We start from the raw sequence: 16,700 nt of genomic DNA on the forward strand, positions 1-16,700 counted from the left end.
ACACTGGGCAAGCTTCCTGAGACAGCCCGAGCAATACGGTCAACCCCTGCGGGAGGGACACGGTGGAGTCTGGTGCAACGTCGCGTGGCGCGGGCACGCGCGCACAAGGCGGACAGTCCCGGAGGAATCAGTCACGTGGGGGAACGACCCCCGTGGACACCGCGGCCCTGAACCGGCTTCTCGCCGCCCTGTCGGCCATGCGGGACGGGAACTTCCGCAAGCGGCTGACTGTCTCTGGCGACGGGGTGATGGCCGAGATCGCCGCCGTCTTCAACGAGGTCGCGGACCGCAATCTGCATCTGACCGGAGAGCTCGCGCGTGTCCGGCGTGTCGTGGGCCGTGAGGGGAAACTCACGGAGCGGCTGGACCCCGGCGCCTGCGAGGGCTCCTGGGCCGCCGCGATCGAGGCGTCCAACGAACTGGTGGACGACCTCGCGCGGCCGGTGTCGGAGGTCGGCCGGGTGCTGTCGGCGGTGGCGGAGGGTGATCTGGAGCACCGCATGGAGCTCCGGTCGCACGCGGCGGACGGCTCGGACGGGGCGGTGCGGCCGCTGCGTGGCGAGTTCCTGAAGGTCGCGCGCACGGTGAACAACCTGGTGGACCAGCTGTCCGCGTTCACCGACGAAGTGACCCGGGTCGCACTGGAGGTCGGCACCGAGGGCAAGCTCGGCGGCCAGGCCCAGGTGCGCGGTATGTCCGGTTCCTGGAAAGACCTCACGGATTCCGTGAACACCATGGCGTACCGGCTGACGGCTCAGGTGCGGGACATCGCCCTGGTGACGACGGCGGTCGCCAAGGGCGATCTGTCGCGCAAGGTCACCGTGCACGTCGCCGGTGAGATGCTCCAGCTGAAGAACACCGTCAACACGATGGTGGACCAGCTGTCCTCGTTCTCCTCCGAGGTGACCCGGGTCGCCCGCGAGGTGGGTACGGAGGGCGAGCTGGGCGGCCAGGCGGTGGTGCCGGGCGTCGCCGGCGTGTGGAAGGACCTCACCGACTCCGTCAACACGATGGCGGGCAATCTGACCTCTCAGGTGCGGGGCATCGCCGAGGTCACGACGGCGGTCGCGAACGGCGATCTGTCGCAGAAGGTCACGGTGAGCGCGCGGGGCGAGGTCGCCCAGCTGGCCGAGACCATCAACCAGATGACCGAGACCCTCCGCACGTTCGCGGACGAAGTGACCAGGGTGGCGAGCGAGGTCGGTGCCGAGGGCCTGCTCGGCGGCCAGGCGCAGGTGCCCGGCGCTGCGGGCACCTGGAAGGACCTCACCGACTCGGTCAACACCGTCTTCCGCAACCTCACCACGCAGGTGCGGGACATCGCGCAGGTGACGACGGCGGTGGCGAACGGCGATCTGTCGCAGAAGGTCACGGTCGACGTCGCGGGCGAGATGCTCGAGCTGAAGAACACCGTCAACACCATGGTGGACCAGCTGCAGTCGTTCGGCTCCGAGGTGACCCGGGTGGCCCGGGAGGTCGGCGTCGAGGGCCGGCTGGGCGGTCAGGCAGCGGTGCCGGGCGCTGCGGGTACGTGGAAGGACCTGACCGACTCGGTGAACACGGCGTTCCGCAATCTCACCGGCCAGGTGCGGGACATCGCGCAGGTGACGACGGCGGTGGCGAACGGCGATCTGTCGCAGAAGGTCACGGTCGACGTCGCGGGCGAGATGCTCGAGCTGAAGAACACCGTCAACACGATGGTGGCGCAGCTGTCCTCGTTCGCCGACCAGGTGACGCGCATGGCCCGGGACGTGGGGACGGAGGGCCGGCTCGGCGGCCAGGCGCGGGTCGACGGAGTGTCCGGGACCTGGAAGGAGCTCACCGACTCCGTCAACTTCATGGCCGGCAATCTGACGTCGCAGGTGCGTCAGATCGCCCAGGTGACCACGGCGGTGGCGCGCGGTGATCTGTCGCAGAAGATCGATGTGGACGCGCGCGGCGAGATCCTGGAGCTGAAGAACACCATCAACACGATGGTGGACCAGCTGTCGGCGTTCGCCGAGCAGGTGACCCGGGTGGCCCGTGAGGTGGGCACGGACGGGCGCCTCGGCGGTCAGGCGCAGGTGCCGGGCGTGGCCGGTGTGTGGCGGGACCTGACGGACTCGGTGAACGGCATGGCCGGGAACCTCACGGCCCAGGTCCGCAACATCGCCCAGGTCGCCACGGCGGTGGCGCGCGGTGATCTGTCGCAGAAGATCGATGTGGACGCGCGCGGCGAGATCCTGGAGCTGAAGAACACCCTCAACACGATGGTGGACCAGCTCTCGAACTTCGCCGAGCAGGTCACCCGGGTGGCCCGTGAGGTGGGCACCGAGGGCATCCTGGGCGGCCAGGCCGAGGTGCAGGGAGTCTCCGGCACCTGGAAGGACCTCACCCAGTCCGTCAACTTCATGGCGAACAACCTGACCAGCCAGGTGCGCAACATCGCCGAGGTGACGACGGCGGTCGCCAAGGGCGACCTGTCGAAGAAGATCACGGTCGACGCCAAGGGCGAGATCCTGGAGCTGGTCACGACCGTCAACACGATGGTGGACCAGCTCTCCAACTTCGCCGACGAGGTCACGCGGGTGGCGCGGGAGGTGGGCACCGAGGGCATCCTCGGCGGCCAGGCCCGGGTCCGCGGCGTCACGGGAATCTGGAAGGACCTCAGCGACAACGTCAACCTGATGGCCAACAACCTGACCAGCCAGGTGCGGAACATCTCCAGGGTGTCCTCGGCGGTCGCCAACGGCGATCTGACGAAGAAGGTGACGGTCGAGGCCCGCGGCGAGGTCGCGGAACTCGCCGACACCGTCAACACCATGGTGAAGACCCTGTCGTCGTTCGCGGCGGAGGTCACGCGGGTGGCGCGGGAGGTGGGCACCGAGGGCATCCTCGGCGGCCAGGCCCGGGTGCCGGGCGTCGCGGGTACCTGGAAGGACCTCACCGAGTCGGTGAACTCGATGGCGTCCAACCTGACCGGGCAGGTGCGGCAGATCGCGACGGTCACCACCGCCATCGTCAAGGGCGATCTCACCAAGAAGATCGACATCGACGCGCGCGGCGAGATCCAGGACCTCAAGGACACCATCAACACGATGGTGGACCAGCTGTCGTCGTTCGCCGAGGAGGTCACCCGGGTGGCCCGGGAGGTGGGCACGGACGGCATGCTCGGCGGCCAGGCGCGGGTGCGTGACGTGGACGGCACCTGGCGGGACCTGACGGAGTCCGTGAACGAGATGGCCGGGAACCTGACCCGGCAGGTGCGCGCGATCGCCGCCGTCGCCACCGCGGTGACCCGCGGCGACCTCAACCTGAAGATCGACGTGGACGCGGCGGGCGAGATCCAGGTCCTGCAGGACAACATCAACACGATGATCGCCAATCTGCGCGACACCACCCTGGCCAACGAGGAGCAGGACTGGCTGAAGGGCAACCTGGCCCGCATCTCCGGTCTGATGCAGGGCCGGCGGGACCTCGACGACGTCGCCTCGCTGATCATGAGCGAGCTGACACCGGTGGTCTCGGCGCAGCACGGCGCGTTCTTCCTGGCCATGCCGACCGGTGGCGGGGACGAGCTGGGCTCGGGCGGTGAGAGCTCGTACGAGCTGGTGATGCGGGCCAGTTACGGCTACTCCGCCGGGCTGATGCCCACCTCGTTCCGGCCGGGGGAGACCCTGATCGGCACGGCGGCCGAGGAGAAGCGGACGATCCAGGTCAATGTCCCGCCGGGGTACCTGAAGATCTCGTCGGGGCTCGGCGAGGCGTCGCCGGCGCATGTGATCGTGCTGCCGGTGCTGTTCGAGGGCAAGGTGCTCGGGGTGATCGAGCTGGCCTCGTTCCAGCCGTTCACCCAGATCCAGCGCGACTTCCTGAACCAGATCGCCGAGATGATCGCGACCAGCGTCAACACCATCAGCGTGAACACCAAGACCGAGGTGCTGCTCAAGCAGTCCCAGGAGCTGACCGAGCAGCTGCGGGAGCGTTCGGAGGAACTGGAGAACCGGCAGAAGGCGCTGCAGTCCTCCAACGCCGAACTGGAGGAGAAGGCCGAGCTGCTGGCCCAGCAGAACCGGGACATCGAGGTGAAGAACACCGAGATCGAGGAGGCACGGCAGGTGCTGGAGGAGCGGGCCGAGCAGCTCGCGGTCTCCATGCGCTACAAGTCCGAGTTCCTGGCGAACATGTCGCACGAGCTGAGGACCCCGCTGAACTCGCTGCTGATCCTCGCCAAGCTGCTGGCGGACAACGCGGACACCAACCTGACGCCGAAGCAGGTGGAGTTCGCCGAGACGATCCACGGGGCCGGGTCGGATCTGCTGCAGCTCATCAACGACATCCTCGATCTGTCGAAGGTCGAGGCGGGCAAGATGGACGTCAGCCCGACCCGTATCGCCCTGGTGCAGCTCGTCGACTACGTGGAGGCGACGTTCCGGCCGCTCACGGTGGAGAAGGGGCTCGACTTCTCGGTGCGGGTCTCGCCGGAGCTGCCCGCGACGCTCCACACGGACGAGCAGCGGTTGCTGCAGGTGCTGCGCAACCTTCTGTCGAACGCCGTGAAGTTCACCGACACCGGCGCGGTGGAGCTGGTGATCCGGCCGGCGAGCGCGGATGTGCCGCAGTCGATCCGCGAGCAGTTGCTGGAGGCCGGTTCGCTGCGCGACGCCGACGGCGACCTGATCGCCTTCTCGGTCACCGACACCGGCATCGGGATCGCGGCCAGCAAGATGCGGGTGATCTTCGAGGCGTTCAAGCAGGCCGACGGCACGACCAGCCGCAAGTACGGCGGTACCGGCCTGGGGTTGTCGATCAGCCGGGAGATCGCCCGGCTGCTCGGCGGCGAGATCCACGCGGCGAGCGAGCCGGGCCGCGGCTCGACGTTCACGCTGTACCTGCCGCTGCACCCGAGCGAACTGCCGCCGCAGGGCTACCCGCAGCTCGTACCCGGTTCCGGGACGCAGGCTCCGGCACTGGGCGACGCGTCGTCGGCCGAGCATCCGCAGGGGGCGCAGGAGCCCTCGGCGGGGGAGCCGAACGGCGCCACCGGTACGCTGTTCCGCCGCCGCCGCAAGGCGCTGGGGGCCGCGGACCTGCGGCACGCGCTGCCCGGGCAGCCCACGGCGGCTTCGGGATCCGTGCAGGAGTCCTGGACGGGGCAGTCCCCGCAGGAGCAGGGGGCGGAGCCGCGCCGCAGCTACGAGTTCCACAGCGAGAAGGTGCTGATCGTCGACGACGACATCCGCAACGTCTTCGCGCTCACCAGCGTGCTGGAGCAGCACGGCCTGTCCGTGCTGTACGCGGAGAACGGGCGGGAGGGGATCGAAGTGCTGGAGCAGCACGACGATGTGACGGTCGTACTGATGGACATCATGATGCCCGAGATGGACGGCTACGCCACGACGACGGCGATCCGCAGGATGCCGCAGTTCGCCGGTCTGCCGATCATCGCGCTCACGGCGAAGGCGATGAAGGGGGACCGGGAGAAGGCGATCGAGTCGGGCGCTTCCGACTACGTCACCAAGCCGGTCGACCCCGATCATCTTCTCGCTGTGATGGAGCAGTGGATGCGCGGAAAGTGACGGGGGTTGCCCGCCCGCGCATCACAGTCTGATTGCGGACCGTACGGATTCTCATGGATCGCTGACTGACTGTGCCCGAAGGCGTGTGGGGAGGTGGGATCCGGGGAACCTTCTCGTCTCCCACCGCGTTTCTGCTACGTGCACAGTGACATCGCGGTGACAGGGTGTGGCGACGGGCGGGGTGCGGCTACCATGACCGGCACAAGGACGGGCGGCGCAAGGGAGTCGTCCCTCGGGGCGGTGCCCGGTGTCTCCTCCGGCTCATCGAGCTGGGGAGACCCCAAGCCGGGGCGAGGAGGGCGAGGCATGGTGCAGAAGGCCAAGATCCTCCTGGTCGATGACCGGCCGGAGAATCTGCTGGCGCTGGAGGCCATCCTCTCCGCGCTCGATCAGACGCTGGTTCGGGCATCGTCAGGGGAGGAAGCGCTCAAAGCGCTGCTGACGGACGACTTCGCGGTCATTCTGCTGGACGTCCAGATGCCGGGAATGGACGGATTCGAGACCGCGGCGCACATCAAGCGCCGGGAACGGACCAGGGACATCCCGATCATCTTCCTGACCGCGATCAACCACGGCCCGCACCACACCTTCCGCGGGTACGCCGCGGGCGCGGTGGACTACATCTCCAAACCGTTCGACCCGTGGGTGCTCCGGGCGAAGGTCTCCGTCTTCGTCGAGCTCTACATGAAGAACTGCCAACTGCGCGAGCAGGCGGCCCTGCTCCGGCTCCAGCTGGAGGGCGGCGGGCACGGCGCGGGCGAGACCAAGGAGCCCGCGGGGCTCCTCGCCGAACTGTCCGCGCGGCTCGCGGCGGTCGAGGAGCAGGCCGAGGCACTGTCCAAGCAACTCGACGACGAGTCGGCGGACGCGGCGGCCGTCGCCACGGCGGCGCACCTCGAGCGCAAACTCACCGGGCTGCGCAGGGCGCTGGACGCCCTGGAGCCCGGAGCGGGCGCCGGTTCGCCCACGCTTCCGTCGCAGAGCTGAGGGCTGTCCCGTCATCGCCGCGCGCCCGCCGGGGACCACGGGACAGCCCTGAGGGCCTGTTGGCAGAGCGCTGGTCACGGAGACTTGTTGAGGCGCAGTGACCGGGCGGGTCACCGGCCCGCGACACCCCGCACCGCACGCTGGCGCCGTGCCCCATCGCCCGGGAGCACCGGTGGGAGGACGATCCTCGGCGGTGCGGCCTTCCCCCCGGGCTCCGGGCCCGGGGAGGTTCCATGCCTTGCCGGAGGCCCGTGGAGGCTCCAGACTCGATCCCCGGGCCCGCGGAGCGCCAGGGCGTGCGACGCCGTGACCCTCCCCGGCAGAGCGTCGCGGTCACCCGGCCGGCGCCGCGGCCGGGCGAAGCCCGCCGGAAACGGCGCCTGCGCCTGGCCGCTGAGCGAGTGTCAGCTTGCCGACACGGCAGCGGCGACACGAACGGGTGAACCGGTGGGCACACGTGTCCCCCGCCCCCCACACCGGTAACCTCACCACCATGGCCTCACGTACGTCCGGCAAGGGTTCCCACGGCGCGGCGGGCACCGCGCAGCCGCGCGCCGGCCGTACGACCGGCGCCGCGAAGAAGGCGGCGCCCGCCAAGAAGGGTGCGGCGGCGAAGCCGGCGCCGAAGCGCGCCCCGGCGAAGAAGGCGCCCGCCCGCAGGGCGGCGGCGAAGAAGGCCGCACCCAGGCCCGCGCCGAGCCCCACCGGCGGGGTGCTGTGGCTGATCCGCGCCATGTGGCTCGGCATCGCGCACGCCCTCGGTGCCGTGCTGCGCGGCATAGGACGCGGCGCCAAGGGGCTCGACCCGGTGCACCGCAAGGACGGGCTGGCGCTCCTGCTGCTCGCCCTCTCGCTGGTCGTCGCCGCGGGCACCTGGTCCCATCTGCGCGGCCCGGTCGGCGACCTCGTGCGGATGCTCGTCACCGGCGCCTTCGGCCGGCTCGATCTGCTCGTGCCGATCCTGCTCGTCGCGATCGCCGTACGGCTGATCCTCTACCCCGAGCGGCCCGAGGCCAACGGCCGCATCGTCATCGGGCTCACGGCCCTGGTCGTCGGCGTGCTCGGCCAGGTCCACATCGCCTGCGGCTCACCGGGGCGCGGCGACGGCGCGGAGGCGATGCAGGCGGCGGGCGGACTGATCGGCTGGGCCGCCTCCAAGCCGCTGATCTTCATGATGACCGAGGTCCTCGCCGTACCGCTGCTGGTGCTGCTCACCGTCTTCGGCCTGCTCGTCGTCACCGCCACGCCGGTCAACGCCATCCCGCAGCGGCTGCGCAGGCTCGGGGTCGGCCTCGGGCTGCTGGAGGGCCCGTACCAGCGCGGTGAGGACGAGGCGGGGGAGCCGGGGGAGCACGACGCGGACTGGCGCGAGGCGCGTCCTCCGCGCCGCCGCACCTCCGCGCCCCGGGGCCCGGAGGCGTACGACGCCGACCGGGCGGAGGAGGCGGCGCTGTCCCGGCGCCGGCGCCGCGGGCCCTCCGCGCAGCCCGACGCGGGCCGGCCGATGGACGCCGTCGACGTCGCCGCCGCCGCGGCTGCCGCGCTCGACGGGGCCGTCCTCAACGGGATGCCGCCGTCACCCGTCGTCGCCGGGCTGACCCGCGACCTCACCGCCGACCGGGAGCAGGCCGCCGGACCGCTGCCCGGTGCGCGGACCGGGCAGCCCGCGGCCGCGCCGCCCGCGGCGGAGGAGGCGAGGGCCCCGTCGGGCCCGGTGCCCGATCTGACCAAGCCCGCGCCCGACAAGCCGCAGTCCCTGCCGCCGCGGGCCGAGCAGCTCCAGCTCTCCGGGGACATCACCTACGGGCTGCCGTCCCTCGATCTGCTGGAGCGCGGCGGACCGGGCAAGAGCCGCAGCGCGGCCAACGACGTGATCGTCGCCGCGCTGACGAACGTCTTCTCGGAGTTCAAGGTCGACGCCGCCGTCACCGGTTTCACCCGCGGACCGACGGTCACCCGGTACGAGGTCGAGCTCGGCCCCGCCGTGAAGGTCGAGCGCATCACCGCGCTGACCAAGAACATCGCCTACGCCGTGGCGAGCCCCGATGTGCGGATCATCTCGCCGATCCCCGGCAAGTCCGCCGTCGGCATCGAGATCCCGAACACCGACCGGGAGATGGTCAACCTCGGCGACGTGCTGCGGCTGGCGGACGCGGCCGAGGACGACCACCCCATGCTGGTCGCGCTCGGCAAGGACGTCGAGGGCGGCTATGTCATGGCCAACCTGGCGAGCATGCCGCACATCCTGGTCGCCGGTGCCACCGGCTCCGGCAAGTCCTCCTGCGTGAACTGCCTGATCACCTCCGTGATGATGCGGGCCACCCCCGAGGACGTCCGGATGGTCCTCGTCGACCCCAAGCGGGTCGAGCTCACCGCCTACGAGGGCATCCCGCACCTGATCACGCCGATCATCACCAACCCCAAGCGGGCCGCGGAGGCCCTGCAGTGGGTGGTGCGCGAGATGGACCTGCGCTACGACGACCTCGCCGCGTACGGATTCCGGCACATCGACGACTTCAACCGGGCCGTGCGCGGCGGCCGTGTGAAGGCGCCCGAGGGCAGCGAGCGGGAGCTCCAGCCCTACCCGTACCTGCTGGTGATCGTCGACGAACTGGCGGACCTGATGATGGTCGCCCCGCGGGACGTCGAGGACGCCATCGTGCGGATCACCCAGTTGGCCCGTGCCGCCGGTATCCATCTGGTCCTGGCCACACAGCGGCCCTCGGTCGACGTGGTCACCGGTCTGATCAAGGCGAACGTCCCCTCGCGGCTGGCCTTCGCCACGTCCTCCCTGGCCGACAGCCGGGTCATCCTGGACCAGCCGGGCGCGGAGAAGCTGATCGGCAAGGGCGACGGCCTGTTCCTGCCGATGGGAGCCGGGAAGCCCACCCGTATGCAGGGCGCCTTCGTGACCGAGGAGGAGGTCGCGGCCGTCGTACGCCACTGCAAGGAGCAGATGGCCCCCGTGTTCCGGGACGACGTGGTGGTCGGGACGAAGCAGAAGAAGGAGATCGACGAGGACATCGGCGACGACCTCGACCTGCTCTGCCAGGCCGCCGAGCTGGTGGTCTCCACACAGTTCGGCTCGACGTCCATGCTGCAGCGCAAGCTCCGGGTCGGTTTCGCCAAGGCGGGCCGCCTCATGGACCTCATGGAGTCCAGGAACATCGTGGGCCCCAGTGAGGGCTCCAAGGCGCGCGACGTCCTGGTGAAACCCGATGAGCTGGATGGAGTGCTCGCGGTGATCCGTGGGGAGTCTGATTCGTAAGGAAGGGCGAGGCAACCGTTTGCCTTGGTCGCACGTCAAGTTGGATGGAGGGCGGGACGTTCCCCGTGCTCCATCCGACGTGACGTACGGCCATTCCGATGGCGTACAAACTGCATCCGCCCGGTTGCCCCACCCTTTCGTACCACCCATAGACTGAACCTCCAGCAGGTGGCTACACGCTCGAAAGGCGCCCCCGTGTCCATCGGCAACTCCCCCGAAGACGACCGTCCTTCTCTCGAAGACGACGGGCCTTCGATCGGCCGCTCGCTACGCCAGGCGCGCACCGACGCAGGTCTGACCGTCGACGAGGTCAGTACCTCCACCCGTGTGCGCGTCCCCATCGTGCAGGCGATCGAACAGGACGACTTCTCGCGCTGTGGCGGCGACGTCTACGCGCGCGGGCACGTCAGGACACTCGCGCGCGCCGTGGGGCTGGATCCGGACCCCCTCGTCGCGCGGTACGACGCCGAGCACGGCGGACGTCCGTCGCCGACGCCGGCGGCCCCGCTCTTCGAGGCGGAGCGCATCCGCCCCGAGCGCAGGCGCCCCAACTGGACCGCCGCGATGGTCGCGGCGATCGTCGCCGTCATCGGCTTCGTCGGCTTCACCCTCTTCAGCGGCCCCGACGGTGCCGACGGCACCAAGCAGGTCGCCGAGGGCTCCGCGCCCGAGAAGGCCAGCCCCGAGCCGCCCCCGGTCAAGCCGGTGGCGCCCAAGCCCGAGGCCTCCGAGAGCGCCATCGCCGCCGTCCCGCAGGACAAGGTGACGGTCAAGCTGACCGCGGTCGACGACAAGAGCTGGATCTCCGCCAAGTCCGCCAACGGCAAGCTGCTCTTCGACGGACTGCTCCTCGCGGGCGAGTCCAAGACGTTCCAGGACGACGAGCGGCTGGATCTCATCCTCGGGAACGCCGGCGCGATCGAGCTCTTCGTGAACGGCAAGAAGGTCGAGGACGAGTTCGAGAGCGGTCAGGTGGAACGGCTCTCCTACGCCAAGGGCGACCCCGAGGCCGGCTGACCCGGACGGGCGGTACCGGCCGGGACCTGCTGTGAACCGGCCGGGACCTGCCGGAACCCGGCGGAAGCCGGTCATCCGCCGCCCGTAGCGGGGGCGGCAACCCTCGCGGATCGGGCGTGGGCCGGGACGAAGTAGTCTTGAGCCCATGCCCGAACGCCGTACCGTCGCCCTTGTCACTCTTGGCTGCGCCCGTAACGAGGTGGACTCGGAGGAGCTCGCAGGCCGCCTGGCAGCGGACGGCTGGGAGCTCGTCGAGGAAGCCGCCGACGCGGACGTCGCGGTCGTGAACACCTGCGGTTTCGTCGAGGCCGCCAAGAAGGACTCCGTCGACGCCCTGCTCGAGGCCAACGATCTCAAGGACCACGGGAAGACCCAGGCCGTCGTCGCGGTCGGCTGCATGGCCGAGCGGTACGGCAAGGAGCTCGCCGAGGCCCTGCCCGAGGCCGACGGCGTGCTGGGCTTCGACGACTACGCCGACATCTCGGACCGCCTCCGGACCATCCTGAGCGGGGGCGTCCACGCCTCCCACACGCCCCGCGACCGCCGCAAGCTGCTGCCGATCAGCCCGGCGGACCGGCAGGGCGTGGACGTGGCCCTCCCCGGGCACGCCCAGGCCCCCGCCCCGCAGGACGTGCCCGCGGACCTCCCCGAGGGCCTGGCGCCCGCCTCCGGGCCGCGCGCGCCCCTCCGCCGACGGCTGCACACCAGCCCGGTGGCCTCGGTGAAGCTGGCCTCCGGCTGCGACCGGCGCTGCTCCTTCTGCGCCATCCCGTCCTTCCGCGGCTCCTTCGTCTCCCGGCGGCCGAGCGACGTCCTGGGAGAGACCCGCTGGCTCGCCGAGCAGGGCGTGAAGGAGATCATGCTGGTCTCCGAGAACAACACCTCGTACGGCAAGGACCTCGGCGACATCCGGCTGCTGGAGACGCTGCTGCCCGAGCTCGCCTCAGTCGACGGCATCGAGCGGGTGCGGGTCAGCTATCTGCAGCCCGCCGAGATGCGCCCCGGGCTGATCGACGCCCTCACCTCCACCGAGAAGGTCGCGCCCTACTTCGACCTCTCGTTCCAGCACAGCGCCCCCGGCGTGCTGCGCGCCATGCGGCGCTTCGGCGACACCGAGCGGTTCCTGGAGCTGCTGGAGACCATCCGCGGCAAGGCTCCGCAGGCCGGTGTGCGCTCCAACTTCATCGTCGGGTTCCCCGGCGAGGAGGAGGCGGACTTCGCCGAGCTCGAGCGGTTCCTCACCGAGGCGCGGCTGGACGCCATCGGGGTGTTCGGCTACTCCGACGAGGAGGGCACCGAGGCCGCCGGCTACGAGCGCAAGCTCGACCAGCACGTGGTCGACGCGCGCCTGGCGCACCTCTCCCGGCTCGCCGAGGAGCTGACCGCCCAGCGGGCCGAGGAGCGCCTCGGGGAGACCCTGCACGTCCTCGTCGAGTCCGTCGACGGCGAGGACGGTGCCGTGGGCCGTGCCGCGCACCAGGCTCCCGAGACCGACGGACAGGTGGTCTTCACGAGTGCCGTCGGCCTGGCACCCGGACGTATGGTCGAAGCGAAGGTCGTCGGTACGGAGGGCGTCGATCTCATGGCCGACGTGGTTTCGGACTGTCGTGAGGAGGCGGGCAGATGACCGGAGCGCCGGCATCCGCTGCGGGCGGGACCGGAAGGCCGGCGCCCGGTGGGAAGCTGGGCGCTGCGGCCGTCAACCAGGCCAGCCTGTGGAACATCGCCAACATCCTCACCATGGTGCGGCTGCTGCTCGTGCCCGGCTTCGTGGTGCTGCTGCTCATGGACGGCGGGCACGACCCGGTCTGGCGGGCCTGGGCCTGGGCGGCCTTCGCCGTCGCCATGATCACGGACATCTTCGACGGGCATCTGGCGCGTACGTACAACCTGGTCACGGACTTCGGGAAGATCGCGGACCCGATCGCCGACAAGGCGATCATGGCCGCGGGGCTGATCTGCCTGTCGGGGCTCGGGGACCTGCCCTGGTGGGTGACCGGGGTGATCCTCTTCCGCGAGCTGGGAATCACCCTGATGCGCTTCTGGGTGATCCGCCACGGAGTGATCCCCGCCAGCCGCGGCGGCAAGCTGAAGACCCTCGCGCAGGGCACGGCGGTCGGCATGTACGTGCTGGTGCTGACCGGGCCGCTGGCCACGCTGCGCTGGTGGGTGATGGCCGTGGCGGTCGTCCTGACCGTGGCCACCGGCCTGGACTATGTGCGCCAGGCGGTGGTCCTGCGGCGCAGGGGGCTCGCGGCCGAACGGTCCGCCGCGCGGGACCGCGCGGAGTCCCCGCGGTGAGCGGCGCGGCCGGGGTTCTCTCGCTGCTGGCGGAGCGCGGCGAGAGCCTGGCCGTGGCGGAGTCCCTGACGGGCGGTCTCGTGGCCGCGGAGCTGACCTCCGTTCCGGGGGCCTCCAGGAGCTTCCGCGGCTCCGTGACGGCGTACGCGACCGCCCTGAAGCGGGACCTTCTGAGCGTCGACGGGGCCCTCCTGGCCGCGCACGGCGCGGTGCACCCGGAGGTCGCCGCCCAGATGGCGGCGGGTGTGCGGGCCCTGATGGAGGCCGGCTGGGGCATCGCGACCACCGGCGTCGCCGGGCCCGATCCCCAGGACGGACAGCCGGTGGGCACGGTCTTCGTCGCGGTCGCGGGGCCCGGCGGCAGCCGGAAAGTGGCCCGGCTGAGGTTGAACGGCGACCGTTCGGTAATCCGTAGAGAGAGTGTCCGGGGGGTGCTGGAACTGCTCGCCGGCGAACTCTCGGGCAATGGGCGGGCACAGGATACGGAACAGAACGGGGGGAATTGATGTTTGCAGCCCTGAGTGAACACGACATCGCTCCCCGCACGGCCGCAGCGCGAGGCGGTACGGTGGGGCGTGAAGGATGCGGCTACGCGGTCCGAGGAGGGAGCCACCGATGATTCTGCTCCGTCGCCTGCTGGGTGACGTGCTGCGTCGGCAGCGCCAGCGCCAGGGCCGTACTCTGCGCGAAGTCTCCTCGTCCGCCCGAGTCTCTCTCGGCTATCTCTCCGAGGTGGAGCGGGGGCAGAAGGAGGCCTCCTCCGAGCTGCTCTCCGCGATCTGCGACGCGCTTGACGTACGGATGTCCGAGCTCATGCGGGAAGTGAGCGACGAGCTGTCGCTCGCCGAGCTGGCCGAGTCGGCGGCGGCGAGCGAGCCGGTGTCCGCGCCGGTGCGTCCGCTCAATTCCGTGTCCGTGACATCGGTCGCGGGCGTGCCGACGGAACGGGTGACGATCAAGGCACCGGCGGAAGCGGTGGACGTCGTCGCCGCCTGATCTCCAGGTGTGAGCCCCGGTCGGGTGGGTACCCGACCGGGGCTTCTCTCATCCCCGAATAACCGTTTTATGCCATTTGTGTCATGGTGGAGAACGGTGCCGTCGAACGGAGGTCACTATGTCTGCGGTGAAGAGCACGCTGCCCGAGGACGCGCGCAAGGTCACCGGTGAGGCCCTTCAGGGCGCACTGGTCGATCTGATCGATCTGGCGCTCGTGGCCAAGCAGGTCCACTGGAACGTGGTCGGGCCCCGCTTCCGCTCGGTTCACCTGCAGCTGGACGAGGTCGTGACCACGGCGCGGAAGCACTCCGACGTCGTCGCCGAGCGGGCCTCCGCCATCGGCGTCGCGCCCGACGGCCGTGCCTCGACCGTCGCCTCCGCGAGCGCCATCGGGAAGGTCCCGGACGGCTGGATCCAGGACTCGGACGTGGTCAGCACCATGGTGAAGTCGCTGTCCGCGGTGATCGAGCGGATGCGTGAGCGCATCGGGGTCACGGACGAGCCGGATCCGGTGAGCCAGGACATCCTCATCGCGCTCACGGCCGACCTCGAGAAGCACGCGTGGATGTTCCAGGCCGAGAGCGTCTAGCCGTGGCCATATCCGGAGCCTCCTCCGGGGCCGCTGCGGCGGCAGGGCGGCACGGCACGCCGGGGCCGGTGCGCGGGCGCACGGTCCGGGGCACGGACCCCTGGGGCGCTTGGCGCATATGCTGCGGGCGCGCCGGGTGTGCAACCGGTGCGCCCTCCCGCCGTGTGATCGGTCCGGTCTAGCGTCGACCGGAGGAGGCGGCCATGGTGAGGCGATGGGTCCTGCTGCCGGCGCTCGCACTGGGCGCTATGTGGTGGTGGGCCGTGCTGCGGCTGGCGCTGGTGCCGGAGCATGCGGGGCTCGTCGAGGGGGCAGTGGCGGCAGGCGGGTGGGGGCTCAGCCTGCTGCCGGTGCACGTTGCGTCGCGGGCCGGGGACGCCGGTGGGGCCTGGGGGACGACCACGGCGACCAGGGCCTCGCGACGCCCCCGTTCGGCCCGGGGGATCCGGCCCGTCGTGAACGACGACGTGCCGGACGTGCGGTACCGCGTGGGCGACGCCCGCGGGCGGGCCGGCCCCGCCGAGCGGTGAGATCCTGGCCATGGCCGCCTCCGACCGCACCACCCCGTGCGGTGCGGTCGCTCACCGCCAAGGGCCGGGTGTGCGGCGCGCCGCCCGTGCGCTCGCTCGCCGTCCTCGTCGACTGCGCTGCGGCCCGCTGCGGCCGTACGCGGTGACAGGCGGGCCCAGACCGTACGGATGCAGCTGACAAGGCGTCAACTGTCAGATTCTGACGGGAGATCGGCCGGACGGGGCTCGGTGGCCCGGTCGTGCCCGTGTCCGTGGGGGAGCGGCGCCGGCGACGGGGGTGGGGGAGCGGGCGTCACCGTGATGGAGCGTCAGACCGTGGGGCCTGACTGGCAGCCCGGGCACCAGTAGGAGACCCGGTCGTCCCGCCCCGCCCTGCGGATCGCGGTGCCGCAGCGCAGACACGGGTGGCCCCGGCGCCCGTACACGAAGAGGCGCTGCTCGCCCGGACGCAGGGGGCTTCGGCGCTGGTCGCCCCCGCCGATGCTTCCACCGGGCGTCGTGCGCCGGTCGAAGGTGTTCTTGTTGATCTCCAGCAGGCGACGGGCCGTGGCGACGAGGCGCTCGGGAACACCCGGGGGCAGGTCGCCGATCGGGAGCCAGGGGGTGACCCGGGCGAGGAAGGCCAGCTCCGATTTGTAGACATTGCCGATGCCCGCGAGGTTGCGCTGGTCCAGCAAGGCCTCGCCGATGGGACGGCGGGGGTCGGCGAGCAGGTTGCGTACGGCGGTGTCCGGGTCCCAGTCCGGCCCCAGCAGATCCGGCCCGAGATGCCCCACGGCCTCGTCCTCGTCCTGTGTGCGCAGCAGTTCCAGCACGGGCAGGCGGTAGCCCACGGCGATACGTTCGGCGTTGCCGAGCACGGCCCGGATCTGGTGGTTCGGGCCGCCGTGCCAGCGCTCGCCGACCGCGAAGACCCGCCAGGAGCCGTCCATCCGGAGGTGGGAGTGGAGGGTGAGCCCGCCCTCGATGCGGGTGAGCAGGTGCTTGCCGCGAGCGGTGACGTCCAGCACCTCGCGGCCGGTGAGATCGGCGGTGGCGAAGCGGGGAACCCTGAGATCGGAGAGAGTGAGCGTCCGCCCCGCCAGCGCGGTGCGGAGCTTCTGGGCGGTCAGCCAGACGGTGTCGCCTTCGGGCATGCCTCCATCATGCGCGTCCCGGGCCCGGGGCGGCCGGACCGGGAACACCGAACGCCCAGCCGCCCGCAACCAAGTCCAGCCACCTGCGTCCAGGCCCGGCCGCCGGGCACTGCCCTCGCCCCGGGGACCGCGCGAGCCGTGGCGTGGCGCGGTCCGGGCGTCCTTGTCGAGCCTTCTTCCGGCGGAGTGCCGCAGGGGGCGCGGCCCGGCCCGTGGGCGCCGCCGGAACCGGAAGCCTCATGAGCGAATCGGAAACCCCGCGAGGAGGCCGTAGTCCGCGCCCGGGCGGCCGGCTGCCTTCCGCCCGAAGGGACGGGT

The 16,700-nt window shown here is 71.0% G+C and carries 11 protein-coding genes; 10 read left to right on the plus strand and 1 reads right to left on the minus strand.

Going from position 1 to position 16,700, the window contains the following annotated elements:
• The first annotated feature begins 62 nt into the window (after positions 1–62).
• The 10 genes from DDW44_RS22980 to DDW44_RS23025 all read left to right on the plus strand — a co-directional run bounded on the left by DDW44_RS22980 (position 63) and on the right by DDW44_RS23025 (position 15,246).
• On the plus strand, positions 63–5,558 hold the full coding sequence (locus tag DDW44_RS22980; protein WP_208647998.1) for a HAMP domain-containing protein: 5,496 nt from the start codon (positions 63–65) through the stop codon (positions 5,556–5,558).
• A 306-nt stretch (positions 5,559–5,864) separates the two neighbouring features.
• Entirely contained in the window at positions 5,865–6,545 is a 681-nt protein-coding gene (locus DDW44_RS22985; protein ID WP_017949986.1) for a response regulator, read from the plus strand.
• Positions 6,546–7,038: 493 nt separating this feature from the next.
• The gene (locus DDW44_RS22990; protein WP_244224087.1) at positions 7,039–9,813 is read left to right on the plus strand and encodes a DNA translocase FtsK; all 2,775 of its coding nucleotides are present in this window, start codon (positions 7,039–7,041) and stop codon (positions 9,811–9,813) included.
• A gap of 195 nt (positions 9,814–10,008) precedes the next feature.
• Positions 10,009–10,830, plus strand: coding sequence for a helix-turn-helix domain-containing protein (locus tag DDW44_RS22995; protein WP_108907575.1), 822 nt, complete (start codon positions 10,009–10,011; stop codon positions 10,828–10,830).
• A 145-nt stretch (positions 10,831–10,975) separates the two neighbouring features.
• Entirely contained in the window at positions 10,976–12,457 is a 1,482-nt protein-coding gene (gene rimO, locus DDW44_RS23000; protein WP_108907576.1) for a 30S ribosomal protein S12 methylthiotransferase RimO, read from the plus strand.
• The gene (pgsA, locus tag DDW44_RS23005; protein WP_017949990.1) at positions 12,454–13,131 is read left to right on the plus strand and encodes a CDP-diacylglycerol--glycerol-3-phosphate 3-phosphatidyltransferase; all 678 of its coding nucleotides are present in this window, start codon (positions 12,454–12,456) and stop codon (positions 13,129–13,131) included. The genes rimO and pgsA overlap by 4 nt, the downstream gene beginning before the upstream one ends.
• A complete protein-coding gene (locus DDW44_RS23010; protein WP_108907577.1) occupies positions 13,128–13,637 on the plus strand; it encodes a CinA family protein in 510 nt (169 codons plus the stop codon). The genes pgsA and DDW44_RS23010 overlap by 4 nt, the downstream gene beginning before the upstream one ends.
• Positions 13,638–13,746: 109 nt before the next feature.
• The gene (locus DDW44_RS23015) at positions 13,747–14,127 is read left to right on the plus strand and encodes a helix-turn-helix domain-containing protein (protein WP_017949992.1); all 381 of its coding nucleotides are present in this window, start codon (positions 13,747–13,749) and stop codon (positions 14,125–14,127) included.
• A 118-nt stretch (positions 14,128–14,245) separates the two neighbouring features.
• Positions 14,246–14,716, plus strand: a complete 471-nt coding sequence (locus DDW44_RS23020) for a Dps family protein (RefSeq protein ID WP_026165598.1) — start codon at positions 14,246–14,248, stop codon at positions 14,714–14,716.
• 203 nt (positions 14,717–14,919) lie between these two features.
• The gene (locus DDW44_RS23025; RefSeq protein ID WP_167455454.1) at positions 14,920–15,246 is read left to right on the plus strand and encodes a hypothetical protein; all 327 of its coding nucleotides are present in this window, start codon (positions 14,920–14,922) and stop codon (positions 15,244–15,246) included.
• Between the two features lie 308 nt (positions 15,247–15,554).
• Here the strand turns inward: DDW44_RS23025 and DDW44_RS23030 are convergent, their stop codons facing one another.
• Positions 15,555–16,382, minus strand: coding sequence for an Fpg/Nei family DNA glycosylase (locus DDW44_RS23030; protein WP_108907578.1), 828 nt, complete (start codon positions 16,380–16,382; stop codon positions 15,555–15,557).
• Between the last annotated feature and the right edge of the window lie 318 nt (positions 16,383–16,700).

Source organism: Streptomyces tirandamycinicus (assembly GCF_003097515.1).
Lineage (GTDB): Bacteria > Actinomycetota > Actinomycetes > Streptomycetales > Streptomycetaceae > Streptomyces > Streptomyces tirandamycinicus.

What these genes read in the sequence shown, in the direction of transcription:
- DDW44_RS22985 (WP_017949986.1), top strand. Translation starts at nt 5,865, where the DNA reads ATGGTGCAGAAGGCCAAGATCCTCCTGGTCGATGACCGGCCGGAGAAT.
- DDW44_RS22990 (WP_244224087.1), top strand. Translation starts at nt 7,039, where the DNA reads ATGGCCTCACGTACGTCCGGCAAGGGTTCCCACGGCGCGGCGGGCACC.
- rimO (WP_108907576.1), top strand. Translation starts at nt 10,976, where the DNA reads ATGCCCGAACGCCGTACCGTCGCCCTTGTCACTCTTGGCTGCGCCCGT.
- pgsA (WP_017949990.1), top strand. Translation starts at nt 12,454, where the DNA reads ATGACCGGAGCGCCGGCATCCGCTGCGGGCGGGACCGGAAGGCCGGCG.
- DDW44_RS23015 (WP_017949992.1), top strand. Translation starts at nt 13,747, where the DNA reads ATGATTCTGCTCCGTCGCCTGCTGGGTGACGTGCTGCGTCGGCAGCGC.
- DDW44_RS23020 (WP_026165598.1), top strand. Translation starts at nt 14,246, where the DNA reads ATGTCTGCGGTGAAGAGCACGCTGCCCGAGGACGCGCGCAAGGTCACC.
- DDW44_RS23025 (WP_167455454.1), top strand. Translation starts at nt 14,920, where the DNA reads ATGGTGAGGCGATGGGTCCTGCTGCCGGCGCTCGCACTGGGCGCTATG.
- DDW44_RS23030 (WP_108907578.1), bottom strand. Translation starts at nt 16,382, where the DNA reads ATGCCCGAAGGCGACACCGTCTGGCTGACCGCCCAGAAGCTCCGCACC.